General features: G+C 59.6%; 13 protein-coding genes. 5 read left to right on the top strand and 8 right to left on the bottom strand.

Going from position 1 to position 14,522, the window contains the following annotated elements:
• The first annotated feature begins 48 nt into the window (after window positions 1-48).
• Window positions 49-855, top strand: a complete 807-nt coding sequence (locus tag G5179_RS06155) for a PhzF family phenazine biosynthesis protein (RefSeq protein WP_421258053.1) — start codon at window positions 49-51, stop codon at window positions 853-855.
• A 120-nt stretch (window positions 856-975) separates the two neighbouring features.
• On the opposite strand, the gene lysS is transcribed toward G5179_RS06155, so the two are convergent.
• Together lysS and prfB are read right to left on the bottom strand one after the other, a co-directional pair.
• A complete protein-coding gene (lysS, locus tag G5179_RS06150) occupies window positions 976-2,511 on the bottom strand; it encodes a lysine--tRNA ligase (protein WP_005335201.1) in 1,536 nt (511 codons plus the stop codon).
• Window positions 2,512-2,527: 16 nt separating this feature from the next.
• Window positions 2,528-3,626, bottom strand: a protein-coding gene (gene prfB / locus G5179_RS06145; protein ID WP_100645262.1) for a peptide chain release factor 2 whose coding sequence is annotated in 2 segments (ribosomal slippage) — window positions 2,528-3,550 and window positions 3,552-3,626 — 1,098 coding nt in all. Because the reading frame shifts where the segments join, the coding sequence is not laid out codon by codon here.
• Between the two features lie 256 nt (window positions 3,627-3,882).
• On the opposite strand from prfB, the gene G5179_RS06140 reads away from it, so the two are divergent.
• A complete protein-coding gene (locus G5179_RS06140) occupies window positions 3,883-5,754 on the top strand; it encodes a methyl-accepting chemotaxis protein (protein ID WP_421258071.1) in 1,872 nt (623 codons plus the stop codon).
• A gap of 240 nt (window positions 5,755-5,994) precedes the next feature.
• Here G5179_RS06140 and gltS read toward each other — a convergent pair whose 3' ends face one another.
• Window positions 5,995-7,194, bottom strand: coding sequence for a sodium/glutamate symporter (gene gltS, locus G5179_RS06135; protein ID WP_108614086.1), 1,200 nt, complete (start codon window positions 7,192-7,194; stop codon window positions 5,995-5,997).
• A 446-nt stretch (window positions 7,195-7,640) separates the two neighbouring features.
• Here gltS and ansA point away from each other — a divergent pair, with 446 nt between their 5' ends.
• Window positions 7,641-8,648: an asparaginase gene (gene ansA / locus G5179_RS06130; RefSeq protein ID WP_005335195.1), complete on the top strand. Its 1,008-nt coding sequence runs from the start codon at window positions 7,641-7,643 to the stop codon at window positions 8,646-8,648.
• Between the two features lie 135 nt (window positions 8,649-8,783).
• Here ansA and G5179_RS06125 read toward each other — a convergent pair whose 3' ends face one another.
• Together G5179_RS06125 and G5179_RS06120 are read right to left on the bottom strand one after the other, a co-directional pair.
• Window positions 8,784-9,077: a YeaC family protein gene (locus tag G5179_RS06125; RefSeq protein ID WP_005335194.1), complete on the bottom strand. Its 294-nt coding sequence runs from the start codon at window positions 9,075-9,077 to the stop codon at window positions 8,784-8,786.
• A gap of 72 nt (window positions 9,078-9,149) precedes the next feature.
• Entirely contained in the window at window positions 9,150-10,583 is a 1,434-nt protein-coding gene (locus tag G5179_RS06120) for a glyceraldehyde-3-phosphate dehydrogenase (RefSeq protein WP_421258052.1), read from the bottom strand.
• Window positions 10,584-10,794: 211 nt separating this feature from the next.
• Between G5179_RS06120 and G5179_RS06115 the strand changes: the two genes are divergently transcribed.
• Together G5179_RS06115 and G5179_RS06110 are read left to right on the top strand one after the other, a co-directional pair.
• Complete coding sequence (locus G5179_RS06115; RefSeq protein ID WP_216953011.1) at window positions 10,795-11,595, top strand: DUF2989 domain-containing protein; 801 nt, start codon at window positions 10,795-10,797, stop codon at window positions 11,593-11,595.
• Between the two features lie 7 nt (window positions 11,596-11,602).
• Window positions 11,603-12,163: an NUDIX hydrolase gene (locus tag G5179_RS06110; RefSeq protein WP_216953012.1), complete on the top strand. Its 561-nt coding sequence runs from the start codon at window positions 11,603-11,605 to the stop codon at window positions 12,161-12,163.
• Between the two features lie 106 nt (window positions 12,164-12,269).
• On the opposite strand, the gene lipA is transcribed toward G5179_RS06110, so the two are convergent.
• The 3 genes from lipA to ybeD all read right to left on the bottom strand — a co-directional run bounded on the left by lipA (window position 12,270) and on the right by ybeD (window position 14,235).
• Complete coding sequence (gene lipA / locus G5179_RS06105) at window positions 12,270-13,235, bottom strand: lipoyl synthase (protein WP_139740976.1); 966 nt, start codon at window positions 13,233-13,235, stop codon at window positions 12,270-12,272.
• Window positions 13,232-13,909, bottom strand: a complete 678-nt coding sequence (gene lipB / locus G5179_RS06100) for a lipoyl(octanoyl) transferase LipB (RefSeq protein ID WP_216953013.1) — start codon at window positions 13,907-13,909, stop codon at window positions 13,232-13,234. The genes lipA and lipB overlap by 4 nt, the downstream gene beginning before the upstream one ends.
• 62 nt (window positions 13,910-13,971) lie before the next feature.
• Window positions 13,972-14,235 carry a DUF493 family protein YbeD gene (ybeD, locus tag G5179_RS06095; RefSeq protein ID WP_005348100.1) on the bottom strand — a complete coding sequence of 88 codons (264 nt, stop codon included), beginning with the start codon at window positions 14,233-14,235 and terminating at the stop codon, window positions 13,972-13,974.
• Window positions 14,236-14,522: the final 287 nt, after the last annotated feature.

Raw genomic sequence — 14,522 nt, 5'->3', positions numbered from 1 at the left:
GGTATAAAGAGCGTTAAATGAGAGCCACTTGATAACACAGGAAGTGCCATGTCGAATATCCGATTGTTTCATGTCAATGCGTTCAGTCAGCAGCCCCTTGGTGGCAATCCCGCGGTGGTCGTATTGGGAGCAGCCCTGCCTGATGCCAGCCAGTTGGCGATGGCGGCCGAGTTCAATCTCTCCGAGACGGCCTTTCTGGTGCAACTTGGCAGGGCCCATTATCAGTTGCGCTGGTTTACGCCGAAAGTCGAGGTTGATCTCTGCGGTCATGGCACCTTGGCGGCTGCTCATGTGTTGTGGCATACAGGGGCGGTAGCTGCACACGAGACTATCCACTTCGAGACCCGTAGTGGTGAGCTGCTGGCCCGGCGCGAAGGGGAGTGGATTTGGCTTGATTTTCCGCGTATCGCGTTGACGCCACTGACGCTGGATCCCGCCTATGCTGCCGTGCTTGGTTGCCAGCCACGACAGACCTTGGCGGTCGGGGCCAAGTTCTTGCTGGAGCTGGCAAGTGAAGAGGAGATCCGTGCGCTTTTGCCAGATTTTCATGCTCTGCGTGCTTTGCCGGGACGGGGGGTGATAGTTACGGCACCCTCAAACGGCCCGAACCATGACTTTGTTTCCCGCTATTTCGCCCCTTGGGTGGGCGTCGATGAGGATCCGGTTACTGGTTCCAACCACTGCGCTCTGGCGCCCTTTTGGGCCGAACGGCTTGGTAAACGGCAACTGCGGGCCCGTCAGATTTCGGCCCGTGGTGGTGAGTTGCGGCTTGAACTGCAGGAGGCGCGGGTACTGATGGCCGGTCAGGCCGTCACCTTGTGGCAGGGAGATTGGCTGCTACCGCCAGCCTCATAAGCGGTAAGCATTCGTCAATTGTTGTGAGCATTATAAAAAAACACCCCGCAGTCGCGGGGCGTTTTTATGGGCTATCACGCTCGGGATTGACCCAAGGGATGTAGCTGACTTCTGTGGGCCTTACTTCTGCGGACGCAAGGCCGGGAACAGAATGACGTCACGGATGGTGTGGCTGTTGGTGAACAGCATGACCAGACGGTCGATACCGATACCCTGACCGGCAGTCGGCGGCAGGCCGTGTTCCAGTGCGGTGACGAAGTCGGCGTCGTAGAACATGGCTTCGTCGTCGCCTGCTTCTTTCTGATCAACCTGATCCTGGAAGCGCTTGGCCTGATCTTCTGCATCGTTCAGCTCGGAGAAGCCGTTGGCCAGCTCGCGGCCACCGATGAAGAATTCGAAGCGGTCGGTTACGTCCGGATTCACGTCGTTGCGACGAGCCAGCGGAGAAACGGCAGCCGGGTACTCGGTGATAAAGGTCGGTTGCAGCAGCATGTGCTCCACGGTCTCTTCGAAGATCGCGGTGATCACGTGGCCCAGCTCCCAACCCTTCATCAGCTCGATGTGCAGACGCTTGGCAACGGCCTTGGCGCTCTCGAGTGTAGCCAGATCGTCCAGAGTTACATCCGGGTTGAACTTCAGGATGGACTCGACCATGGTGAGGCGCTGGAACGGCTGACCGAAATCGATGGTCAGACCCTCTTCGCCCTCTTTGGCGTAACGGATCTTGGTGTCGCCCAGAATGTCCTGTGCCAAGGTGCGCAGCAGCTCTTCGGTCAGGTCCATCAGATCGATGTAGTCGGCGTAGGCCATGTAGAACTCGATCATGGTGAACTCGGGGTTGTGACGAACCGAGATACCTTCGTTACGGAAGTTGCGGTTGATCTCGTAGACACGCTCGAAACCACCGACCACCAGACGCTTCAGATAGAGCTCCGGAGCGATACGCAGGTACATGTCGATGTCCAGCGCATTGTGGTGAGTGACGAACGGACGCGCGGAGGCACCACCCGGGATGACTTGCATCATCGGGGTTTCCACTTCCATGAAGCGCTTTTCGTTGAAGAACTTGCGGATACCGGCAACCACCTGGGTGCGGATCATGAAGGTCTTGCGGGACTCTTCGTTGGCGATCAGATCCAGGTAGCGCTGGCGGCAGCGAGCTTCCTGGTCGGTCAGGCCTTTGTGCTTCTCGGGCAGCGGACGCAGCGCCTTGGTCAGCAGGCGGATATCGGAAACGTGAACGGAGAGCTCACCGGTCTGGGTCTTGAACAGGGTACCTTCGACACCCACGATGTCGCCCAGATCCCACTTCTTGAACTGCTCGTTGTAGAAACCTTCCGGCAGGTCGTCACGGGTGACGTAGACCTGGATCTTGCCGGCCATGTCCTGCAGGGTGGCGAAAGAAGCCTTGCCCATGATCCGGCGGGTCATGATGCGACCGGCAATCTTCACCCGTTTACCCAGGCTCGTCAGCTCCTCGGCGCTTTTGTCGTCGAACTCTGCGTGCAGATCGCCAGAGAGGCTGTCGCGACGGAAGTCGTTGGGGAAAGGATTACCCTGGGCGCGCAGGGCGGCCAGCTTGGAACGACGCTCGGTCATCTCGTTGTTGAGTTCGAGAGTTTGGTCGACTTCCGGAGTGATGGTTTGTTCAGACATGGTGATTCCTGCTTGTTTACAGACCTGATTTCAGGCTGGCTTCGATAAACTTGTCCAAGTCACCGTCGAGCACCGATTGGGTATTACGGGTTTCGACGCCGGTGCGCAGATCCTTGATACGGGAGTCATCCAGCACATAGGAACGGATCTGGCTGCCCCAACCGATATCAGACTTGGTCTCTTCCAGGGCTTGTTTCTCAGCGTTCTGCTTCTGAATTTCCAGCTCGTAGAGCTTGGCTTTCAGCTGCTTCATACACTGGTCTTTGTTTTTGTGCTGGGAACGGTCGTTCTGGCACTGTACCACGACACCGGTCGGAACGTGGGTAATACGCACCGCGGATTCGGTTCGGTTAACGTGCTGACCACCGGCACCGGAGGCGCGGTAGACGTCGATCCGCAGATCCGCCGGGTTGATCTCGATATCGATATCGTCGTCGATCTCGGGGTAGACGAACACAGAACAGAAGGAGGTGTGACGACGGCCACCGGAATCGAACGGGGACTTGCGAACCAGACGGTGTACGCCGGTTTCGGTACGCAGCCAGCCGAACGCATATTCGCCGGTGAACTTGATTGTTGCGGACTTGATGCCGGCCACGTCGCCTTCGGAGCATTCAATCAGCTCGGGCTTGTAGCCGTGGGCATCGCCCCAGCGCAGGTACATGCGCAGTACCATGTTGGCCCAATCCTGTGCTTCGGTACCACCGGAGCCGGATTGAATATCGATATAGCAGTCGGAGCCGTCGTGCTGACCGGAGAACATGCGGCGGAATTCGAGATCCACCAGCTTGGCTTCCAGCTGTTCGGATTCGGCGATGGCTTCGTTGAAGGTCTCTTCGTCTTCCCCTTCCACGGCCAGGCTCACCAGCATCTCGACGTCATCCACGCCCTGGGTCAGGGTGTCGATGGTGCCGACCACGTTTTCCAGCGCGACGCGCTCTTTGCCCAGCGCCTGTGCGCGCTCGGGTTCATTCCATACGTCCGGCTGTTCCAGCTCGGCGTTGACCTCTTCTAGACGCTCTTTCTTGGCGTCATAGTCAAAGGTACCCCCTAAGAAGCTCGGTCCGCTCAGACAGCTCCTTAAGTTTATTTAATACGGGATTAACTTCGAACATCGTGAAAACTCTCAGGGTCGATGTGATTTAAAAACGGGATATTCTAGCCAATTGTGGAAGGAATAAACAGGGTTGCCTTGGCTTGTGCGGCTCATGCCGTCAATTTCTGGTGCACTTTTCTCCACCTCGGTAGAAAATATCGCCCGCCGACCCATTTTCAGGTTCAGTTTTGGCCATTCGGGTCGCTAATGACTACGTGTAGTGTTGTGCAATTTAGGGAAAAACCCGCTCCTCACCTCAATAAGAAGAACACATGATGAAAAACCTGTCACTCAAGCAGAAGATACTGTTGTCAGTGGTGATCGCCCTTTCGTTGGTGATTTTGTTGCTCTCCTGGCAGAGCTATAGCAGCCAGAAGTCCCTGTTGCTGCAAGGCAGCCAGGAGCAGTTGCAACGGCTGGGTACCCAGCAGGCCGAGCGTGTCAGCGACTGGCTCGCAGCCCGTCGCGACGTGATCCAGGCGCTCGGCAGCAAGGCCGGTGCCGACCCCCTCAATGCCTTGCAACAGGCACAAGTCTCCGGCCGTTTCCAGCTCACCTATTTCGGTGAGAGCAGCGGCAAGATGAATGACTCCGATCCCTCCATCAACCGCGATGGCTACGACCCGCGCTCTCGTGGCTGGTATCAGGAGGCGATGAGCAAAGGTGGCCTGATTGTCACCAAGCCCTATCTCGACGTGGCCTACAACATCATGGTGGTGACCCTGGCCCAGCCGGTTTCTGGCGGGGTAGTCGGTGGTGACCTCTCCATCGCCTCGCTGGTGGAAGACGTGACCAAGATGCAGCTGCCTGCCGATGGTTTCGCCATCATGATGCACAAGGATGGCACCATCATCGCCTACAAGGATGCCGCCAAGGCGATGAAACCGGCCACCGAGATCGACAACGATCTGACCAATGCGCTGATCGAGCAGAGCAAGTCGAGCAAGGATCTGGTTCCGGCCTACTTCGACAGCGAAGGTCGCGACAAGCTGCTGTGGGCGGCTGATATCCCCGACACGGATTGGGAGCTGGTGCTGGTGCTGGACAAGGCCGCGCTGGAAGCGCCGCTCTCCTCCCTGCTGATGACCCAGCTGGGCATGGCGCTGCTGGTGCTGGTGGGGAGCATCCTCGCTATCTCCTGGCTGGTCAGCATGCTGCTTGGCCCGCTCACGAAGGTCTCCCAGGCACTGGCTCGTATTGCCGATGGTAATGGCGATCTGACCCAGCGCATCAAGATCGACGCCAACGACGAAGTGGGCCAACTGGCCAACAGCTTCAACCGTTTCGTCGGTAGTCAGCATCAGCTGATCGGCAATATCCGCCAGCTGGCCAACGAGTTGAACGCCGATGCCGAGCGCAGTCTGGTGACCAACCAGGCTGCGGTGGACGAGCTGCAGCGTCAGCAGCAGGAGGTGACCATGGTCGCCACTGCGGTCACCGAGATGGCGAGCGCCACCATGGAGATCGCCGGTAACGCCGAGAACACCGCCGCCGCTGCCCAGCAATCTGCCCAGAGCAGTGAGCAGGGCAAGATGCTGGTCAACAAGACCCGCCAGTCCATCAATGGTCTGGCCGAAGAGGTGGGGCAGGCGACCGAGGTGATCGGCGAGCTGAGCCGCCACGCGCAGGCGATCACCAGTATCCTTTCCACCATTCAGGGGATTGCCGAGCAGACCAACCTGCTGGCGCTGAACGCAGCCATTGAAGCGGCCCGCGCCGGTGAGCAGGGTCGTGGTTTTGCGGTGGTGGCTGATGAGGTGCGGGTGCTGTCGCGCCGTACTCAGGACTCCACCCAGCAGATCCAGTCCACCATCGAGACCCTGCAACAGACCACTGCCCGCGCGGTGAGCCTGATGCAGACCAGTCAGGGGCTGGCGGACAACAGCGTGCAGGATGCCGATCAGGCGGTGCGTGCGCTGGAAGAGATCACCAGCGCCATCTCCCTCATCTCCGACATGGCGGGTCAGATCGCCACTGCCGCCGAGGAGCAGACTCAGGTGACCGGCGAGATCACCCAGAACACCACCGCCATCAAGGATGTGAGTGACGAGATCACCGCCGCCGCCATGCGCGATCTGGATCAGGCCCACAGCCTCAAAGGGCGTGCTGCTGACCTGAACCAGCAGGTGTCGACCTTTATCCTGTAAAGTGCACGTCCCGGCCTGTTCCGGCTGAGATAAACAAGCCCCGCCCTCTGTCGAGTGCGGGGCTTTTTGTTGTTCGGGGGGAGTGCGGGCTTGGTGATTTCGGGCTGTCTAGGTTGCTCGCGGGTCACCCTGGTGGCGGATACGAGCCCCGGCTCTGCCTGCGTCACCTGGCGAGTCGATAACAAACAAAGAGCCCACCGAAAGGTGGGCTCTGATCATATACGTCTGACGGAAAGAGAATTACAGGAATGGCATCGCCATAAACAGCTTGATCACCATGGCGTTGATGATGTCGATAAAGAAGGCGCCCACCATGGGCACCACCAGAAACGCCAGGTGGGAGGGACCGAAGCGCTGGGTGATGGCCTGCATGTTGGCGATGGCGGTCGGGGTGGCCCCGAGGCCAAAGCCGCAGTGACCTGCCGCCAGCACGGCTGCATCATAGTTGCTGCCCATGACCCGGAAGGTGACGAAGATGGCGTAGAGCGCCATTGCCACGGTCTGGGCGGCCAGCAGAATGAAGATGGGCAGGGCCAGGCTGGCCAGATCCCACAATTTCAGGCTCATCAGTGCCATGGCGAGGAACAGCGACAGGCTGACGTTGCCCAGCAGGGAGACCTCGCGATCGCTCACCTCATGCCAGTTCAGCAGGGTCAGGACGTTGCGCAACAGCACGCCGACAAACAGCACGCAGACAAAGATCGGCAGCTCGAAGGCGCCCCCTTTGAGCGAGGCGGAGAGCAGCTCGCCACCCTTGAGGCTGATGGCTATCAATGCCAGCGTTTCGATAACGCTGAAAGTGGTGAGGGGGCGCTCCATATCTGGCATTTCGAAGCCCTGGGGGGCCTCATCCTGATTGTGCTCCTCACCGGGCACTTGCACTTTCTTCACCAGATAGCGGGCGACCGGGCCACCGATCAGGCCGCCCAGCACCAGACCGAAGGTGGCGCAGGCGATGGCGAGTTCGGCAGCGGATTGCACGCCGTATTTCTCGGAGAAGGTGGCACTCCAGGCCGCCCCGGTGCCGTGGCCGCCGGAGAGAGTGATGGAGCCGGCCAGCAGCCCCATATGGGGATCCAGACCGAGCAGGGTCGCCAGACCGACACCCAGACTGTTCTGCACCAGCAGCAGGCCGGTGACCACCATTAGGAAGGTAACCACCGCCTTGCCGCCGCGTTTCAGGCTGGCGAGATCGGCGGAGAGACCGATGGAGGCGAAGAAGGCCAGCATCAGCGGGGTTTGCAGGCTGGTATCGAATTGCAGCTCCATCTGCAGGGTGGAGCGCAGCAGCAGCAGTACCAGCGCGACCACCAGGCCGCCGGCTACCGGTTTGGGGATGTTGAAGGTACGCAGCAGCCCGACTCGGGTAACCAACACCCGGCCAAGCAGCAATACCAGAGTGGCAGCGACCAGCGTTGCGTAGGAATCAAGTTGTAACATTCAGTACTCCCATGTTGATTGGCTGTGTCTTTCATAGCAAAAGACTTACAGATTCAGCCGGGATGAAAACAGTGTGGCTCATGCGCCAACAAAGAAGGGGAAACATCTCCCCGCCCCAGGAAAGATGGGGCTTGTGCGGGCCTGAAATGCTCAGGCATCCAGATGAGATTTTAGTAAAATCCGGCGGATTGTAGCAAAAAGCATCGTTTAATTCCATCTTTGTCGTATTAATGCTCGTTTTAGTGGTTTATTGTGACATTTAACACTATGTAGGTAGAGGGCAGAAAAGCCGAAAAGGGTGCATGGAACGGCTGTCATTTGGGGCGCCAGTCTCTATAATTCGCCGGTTTCCGCTGCACGCAGAGGCGCTGGCGGGCGTTGACATTGTGGTTCACCCCGACATGGTTCATGTTCCGGCGGTGTTCACTTCATCAAGAGGAGAGGGTGTGAAGAAGTCTATCTACATTGCCTACACAGGCGGCACCATTGGGATGCAGCGTTCCGATCACGGCTACGTGCCGATGGCGGGCTTTATGGAAGACTGTCTGGCGCGGATGCCCGAGTTCCACCGCCCCGAGATGCCGGATTACCATATCCACGAATATGCGCCCCTCATCGACTCCTCCGACATGACCCCGGCGGATTGGCAGCGCATCGCCGAGGATATTCGCGACAACTACGAGAAATACGATGGTTTCGTGATCCTGCACGGCACCGACACCATGTCGTTCACCGCCTCGGCGCTCTCCTTCATGCTGGAAGATCTGCACAAGCCGGTCATCATCACCGGCTCCCAGATCCCGCTGGCCGAGTTGCGCTCCGACGGTCAGCAGAATCTGCTCAACGCCCTCTATATCGCGGCCAACTACCCGATCCACGAGGTGACGCTCTTTTTCAACAACCAGCTCTATCGCGGCAACCGCAGCAAGAAGGTGCATGCAGACGGCTTCCACGCCTTCGACTCCCCCAACTATCCGCCGCTGCTCAATGCCGGGATCGCCATCTCCCTGGAGGCGGGCGAGCTGGGCGTGCCCTCCGAGCGGCCGCTGGTGCTGCACGACATCACCCCCCAGCCCATCGGCGTGGTGACCCTCTATCCGGGGATCTCCAGCGAGGTGATCGCCAACATCCTGCAACAGCCGGTGAAGGCGCTGATCCTGCTGTCATTCGGGGTCGGCAATGCGCCGCAAAACCCGGCCATGCTGGCGCTGCTCTCCGAGGCTTCGGCCCGCGGCGTCATCATCGTCAACCTGAGCCAGTGCCTGCACGGCAAGGTCAATATGGGGGGCTATGCCACCGGCAATGCCCTGTCGCGGGCCGGGGTGATCTCGGGCTTTGACATGACCGCCGAAGCGGCGCTCACCAAGCTCCACTTCCTGCTGAGTCAGGACTTGCCCTCCCACAGAATTCGCGAGTTGATGCAGCAGTCCCTGCGTGGGGAGCTGACTCCCTGATAACCCTCGCGGTCGGGGGCAATAAGCGCAGCGCATTGCACCGGTGACGAGGGGTGATAAGTTAGGAAAAAAGAGGGGAGCCATCATGGCTCCCGTCTCTGTTGTGGCCGCCGCGAACGGCCTGCCGGGTCAGGTTCAGTGGTTGAGGTCGACCCGCACTATCTCTTCCTCATCGCGATACTGGCGCTTGAGCTCGCTCTTGCTCTTCATCACGATCTCGCCGTCGCGGCCGATGTTCATGTGCTCCGGGTTGTCGAGGTGCATCGCCTGCCAGGCCATCACGGCTTGCAGGGAGGTGGCCTTCTGCTCGTCGGTGAGGGGCTTGCCATCGGGCCACTTGCCCAGCTCGACTGCGGTCTTGAGCCGCTCGTACACCTCTTCGGGCATCTGCCTGATTGCTTGCAAAAACTCACCCTGTTGAAACGACATCCGGCCTTCTCCTTGAACTATTGAGCCATAAACTGCGGGATCTGACGGGTCATGCAGGTAGACTCTATCGGTCTATGCCGGCAGATCCTGGCGGACTACGCCAGCCATCTGCTCCATCACCCGCACTACCTGACAACTGTACCCGAACTCGTTGTCATACCATACGTAGAGCACACAGTGATCCCCCTCGGCGATGGTCGCCTGGGAGTCGACGATGCCCGCATAGCGGGAACCCACCATGTCGGAGGAGACCAGCTCGGTACTGGCGCTGAAGTCGATCTGGCGATGGAGGGCCGAGCTTAGCGCCATCTGCTGCAGATAGGCGTTGAGGCTCTCCCGATCGGTGGCCTGCTCCAGCGACAGGTTGATGATGGCCAGCGAGACATTGGGGGTCGGCACCCGGATGGCGTTGCCGGTCAGCTTGCCCTTGAGTTCCGGCAGCGCCTTGGCCACCGCCTTGGCGGCGCCGGTGCTGGTCATCACCATATTGAGGGCCGCGCTGCGACCGCGGCGCTCGCCTTTGTGGTAGTTGTCGATGAGGTTCTGATCGTTGGTGTAGGAGTGGACCGTCTCCACGTGGCCGTGGCGAATGCCGTAACGCTCCTGCATCACCTTGAGTACCGGAGTGATGGCATTGGTGGTGCAGGAGGCGGCGGAGATGATCCTGTCATCCGGGCCTATCACCTCATGGTTGACCCCGAACACCACGTTCTTCATCTCCCCTTTGCCGGGGGCGGTCAGCAACACCTTGCCGGCACCGCGCGCTTTCAGGTGCTCGGAGAGGCCTGCCTCGTCACGCCAGACGCCGGTGTTGTCGACGATCAGCGCATCGTGAATGCCGTAGGCGGTGTAGTCGATGTCGGCCGGGCTATTGGCGTAGATCACCTGAATGAAGGTGCCGTTGGCGATGATGGCGCTGCGCTCCACATCCACCTCGATGGAGCCGTTGAAGGGGCCGTGCACCGAGTCGCGGCGCAGCAGGCTGGCGCGTTTCTCCAGATCCCCGTTGCGACCACCGCGTACCACGATGGCGCGCAGACGCAGCGGATTGGCAGCGCCGGTGCGCTCGATCAGCAGGCGGGCTAGCAGGCGGCCGATACGGCCAAAGCCGTAGAGCACCACGTCGGTCGGTTGCGGCATCTGGTTGCGGCCAAGGGCCGGTGCCAGTCGCGCTTGCATATAGTCCTCGATCCCCGCTTCATCCTGATGATCCTGCCAGTAGCCGACTGCCAGCTTGCCAAGGTCAACCTCGGCGGAGGTGGGTTTGAGGGCCACGATGGCCTGAAGCAGGGGGAAGCTTTGCTGGATGGGGAGGGGCGCGCCCTGGTGGCGGCGGACGACCCGGTGGGCCTTGAGGATATCGATGGTGGAGGCGTTTTGCAGCGGGCGGCCGTAGAGGGTGATCTCGACCCCTTGTTGTCGGTAGAGGCGACCAATCAAGGGCTGCATGGCTTCGGCGAGCTCCTGGCTCTCCTGCCACGCTTGCAAGTAGTGCTCGTGGGTCATTGACCAGATCCTTTATTTCACGTTGTTGGTGTAAATAGAAAATTCGTCGAATGCAGATCAGTGTAGGGGTCTATATTTCGTTATATTATTCTGCAATCGCGGCCTTATATGGCGCGCGCATTGTAATGGATATGTAAGCGGTTTGCTAGCCGGTGGTGGCCGACAGAGGCTTCAGTTGTTACCAACCCGCGTTACCAACAAGATGTGAATCATGGCCAATTTCCTCCTGCGACAGACCTTCATCATGCTTTCAGTCGGCCTTGCCGTAGCTGGCTGCAATGACGATCGGATCCACAATATCTGCAGCAACCATGCCGAGCTCTGTCAGGATCTGGTGGACGATGGCTGGTGTCGCTACGAGCGTACCGATGTGATCCGCAGCCGCTTCTATCTCAAGGAGGAGAGAACGGATCGGCGCAAGTACGAGCTGATGCGCAACCTTGAGCGCTATCTTAAGTGTGCCGAGCGCTCTACCAACATCGAGTATAAGAATGCCCGCGAGCAGAAGAGCCCACGGGTGGAGGGGATGCTGGCGGCTGGCGAACAGCTGGCCCAGCTCGATGTGGCCACCCGCAACTCGCAGGATCCCTACTTGCTGCTCTGGCACTGGACCAACAACACCAACGAGCTGGCCCGTCAGCAGTTTATGGCGCTGGAAGGTAACAAGGTGCTCGACGAACCGGAACTTCAGCTGGCCCTAGGCGGAGCCTACGCCAAGAGCGACCCCGAGAAAGCTATTTCCATCATGCATCACGGTCTCTCCCTCTATCGGGAAGGTGACAAGATAAACAGCCGCCTGCTCACCTCCCTCAGCACCCTCTATATGGGCCAGAAGCAGTACGGGCTGGCCTATCTGTGGGGCAAGGTGAGTGAGTCTTTTCAGGATGCGCCAGAGGTCTCTGCCAGGCGTTTTGGTATTTATCACACCCTGAGCAAAACAGATCAGGATGCCTACGACGTGCGAGCGGCTGAAATAGTCGATCAACTGAAACATGGCAGCTATCGGCACTGAGGCTCTGATGATTGCACTATCCCCGGCCAGCTGCTGGCCCGCACCTTTTTCCCTCTCGTTTGTCCATGGCGAGGTGATCACCGATGGCCATACCCTGGAACGCCTTACGGTACGTGCCGTAGTACTCCGTGGCGACGAGTTGCTGCTGGTTCACTCCCGGGTCAACGGTGATCTGATGTTTCCTGGCGGCGGCGTTGAAGCGGGGGAAAACCACCATGTGGCGCTGGCCCGCGAGCTGAAGGAGGAGTGTGGTGCCGAGTTGCTGGAAGTAGGGACCCTGCTTGGCGAGACCCGGGAATACCGCGCCGCCCGCGAGCCGGGGTTCGATGCCTACTGCATCCGCTCGCTCTACTACTTGTGCCGGATTGGTGATCAACTGGTGGAGCCACAGCCACAGCCCTACGAGATCCGCCTTGGCTTCGTGCCCGGCTGGTTTGCCCTCGACGAAGCGCTGCAGACCAACAAGACCCAGCTGGCGGGGCCCTGTCCCCAGTGGACGGCGCGAGAGACCCGGGTGCTGGCCCAGTTGCAACGCTGGCATCAGCAGGGGGTCTTCGACCACGGCTGATGAGTAGATCAAGCTGCAACGGTCAGTGACACCAACAGAAAGAGCGCCAATAGGCGCTCTTTCTCATTGCGAGGGTGGCGGTTACTGGCCGCTCTATCGTGCGAGGTTACTTGACCTCTTCGCCCTTGGCTTGCAGATCCGCGTGATAGGAGGAGCGCACGAAAGGACCGCAGGCGGCGTGGGTAAAGCCCAGCTCCATGGCGACATCTTTCAGCTCGTCAAACTCTGCTGGCGGCACGTAGCGCTTGACCGGCAGGTGGTGGCGGCTTGGCTGCAGATACTGACCCAGGGTCAGCATGTTGACGCCGTGAGCGCGTAGATCCTTGAGCACCTCGACGATCTCTTCGTTGGTCTCGCCAAGGCCCATCATCAGACCGGACTTGGTCGGTACATGGGGGTGCATCTCCTTGATACGGCGCAGCAGCTCCAGCGACCACTTGTAGTCGGCACCCGGGCGAGCGACGCGATACATGCGCGGCGCAGTTTCCAGGTTGTGGTTGAAGACGTCCGGCGGCGTTTCGCGGAACACCTCAAGGGCCTGCTCCATCCGGCCACGGAAGTCCGGGGTCAGGATCTCGATGCGGGTCTGCGGGCTGTGCTCGCGGATCTCGCGGATGCAGTCGGCGAAGTGCTGGGCACCGCCGTCGCGCAGATCGTCGCGGTCCACCGAGGTGATCACCACATACTTGAGGTTCATCTCCTTGATGGTCAGCGCCAGCTTCTTCGGTTCTTCCGGATCGAGTGCCAGCGGGCGGCCGTGGGCCACGTCGCAGAAGGGGCAGCGACGGGTGCAGATCGCGCCCATGATCATGAAGGTGGCCGTGCCGTGGTTGAAACACTCCGCCAGGTTGGGGCAGGAAGCCTCTTCACAGACCGAGTGCAGCTTGTTCTTGCGCAAGGTGCTCTTGATGTGTTCGATCTTCTGGCTGGAAGGGGGGAGTTTGATCCGCATCCAGTCCGGCTTGCGAAGGATTTCTTCGTTGGGATCCGGCATGAATTTCACCGGGATCAGGGCCATCTTGTCGCCATCGCGCAGCTTGACGCCCGGCTCCATACGAACGGGTTTGCTCATGATTCACTCTCGGTGTTTGTTATTGTCTGATAGCCAATCAGGCTGGCCAGTTCGGCCACCAGAATGGATTGCGCCTCGGCCACGCTCTGCGGGCCGCCCAGGGCGCTGGTCTGGGTCATGGCCATGCCCGCATAGCCGCACGGATTGATGTGCAGGAAGGGGGTCATGTCCATGTTGATGTTGAGGGCCAGCCCGTGGAACGAGCAACCCTTGCGGATGCGCAGTCCCAGCGAGGCCAGTTTGGCCTCCATGCCAAGGTCATTTTTCACATAGACCCCGGGGGCATCTGCCTTGGCATAGGCCTGGATATTGCTTTTGGCCAGGGTGTTGATGATGGCTGTTTCCAGCGCGGTCACCAGCTCGCGCACCGAGAATTTGCAGCGGCGGACATCCACCAGGACGTAGAGCACCAGCTGGCCCGGGCCGTGATAGGTCACCTGACCGCCGCGATCGCTCTGCACCACCGGGATATTGCCCGGATTGAGCAGGTGTTCGGCCTTGCCGGCCTGGCCCTGGGTGTAGACGGGGTCATGTTCGACCACCCAGAACTCGTCCGGGGTGTCGCTGGTGCGGTTGTCGGTGAAGGCTTTCATGGCGTCCCATACCGGCTGGTAGGGGCGGCGACCCAGCTGCCTGACTATCAGGCTGTGCTGAGCGGGGATCTGGGATGACATGGTGTCCTCGTGGCGTGCTGCGGCCAAAAACAGTCGCCCCGCAGAACGGGGCGAGAGAGAAATTACAGTACGTATTTCACCAGCTCGATCTTGCCAAGCGCAGTGTACATCGCTTCGATGTGCTCTTTGCTCTGGGCAGTCACGGTCACGCGAACCGAGTGATAGTTGCCCTTGGAGCTGGGCTGGACGGTCGGGCTGTAGGTGCCCGGAGCATGCTGCTGCAGCACTTCAACCACCATATCCGGCAACGCAGGATCCGCGATGCCGAGTACCTTGAACGGGAATTTGCAGGGAAACTCCAGCAGTTCATCAAACTTGGTATTCATTTACTCACCTTTTTCGTCATCAGCATGATGACTTCATCTTGGATGGCTAGTGGCCGATGGCCCGTGGAGGCCGCCATTTCAAGTCTGTATGGGTGCGGCTAAACCCTATATGGGCGCCGCAAACTCCGGGATCAAGGCCGGGAGCGGTCAGACAAGGATGGAAGTGCTGCTTTTTACCACAAATCAGGGTAAGGCGGAACCTGCAGTTTACAGGGTTATTCACTGCCATTGTCCGGCGCAGACAGCAGCGGCGCCTGTTGGCGCCGCTGTTTGGTGAGGATTGTGCA

The sequence above is a fragment of the Aeromonas sp. 600886 genome (assembly GCF_049174935.1).
Taxonomy (GTDB): domain Bacteria; phylum Pseudomonadota; class Gammaproteobacteria; order Enterobacterales; family Aeromonadaceae; genus Aeromonas; species Aeromonas veronii_A.
The sequence above is the reverse complement of the archived record's forward strand: the minus strand, read 5'-3'. Positions and strand labels throughout refer to the sequence as shown.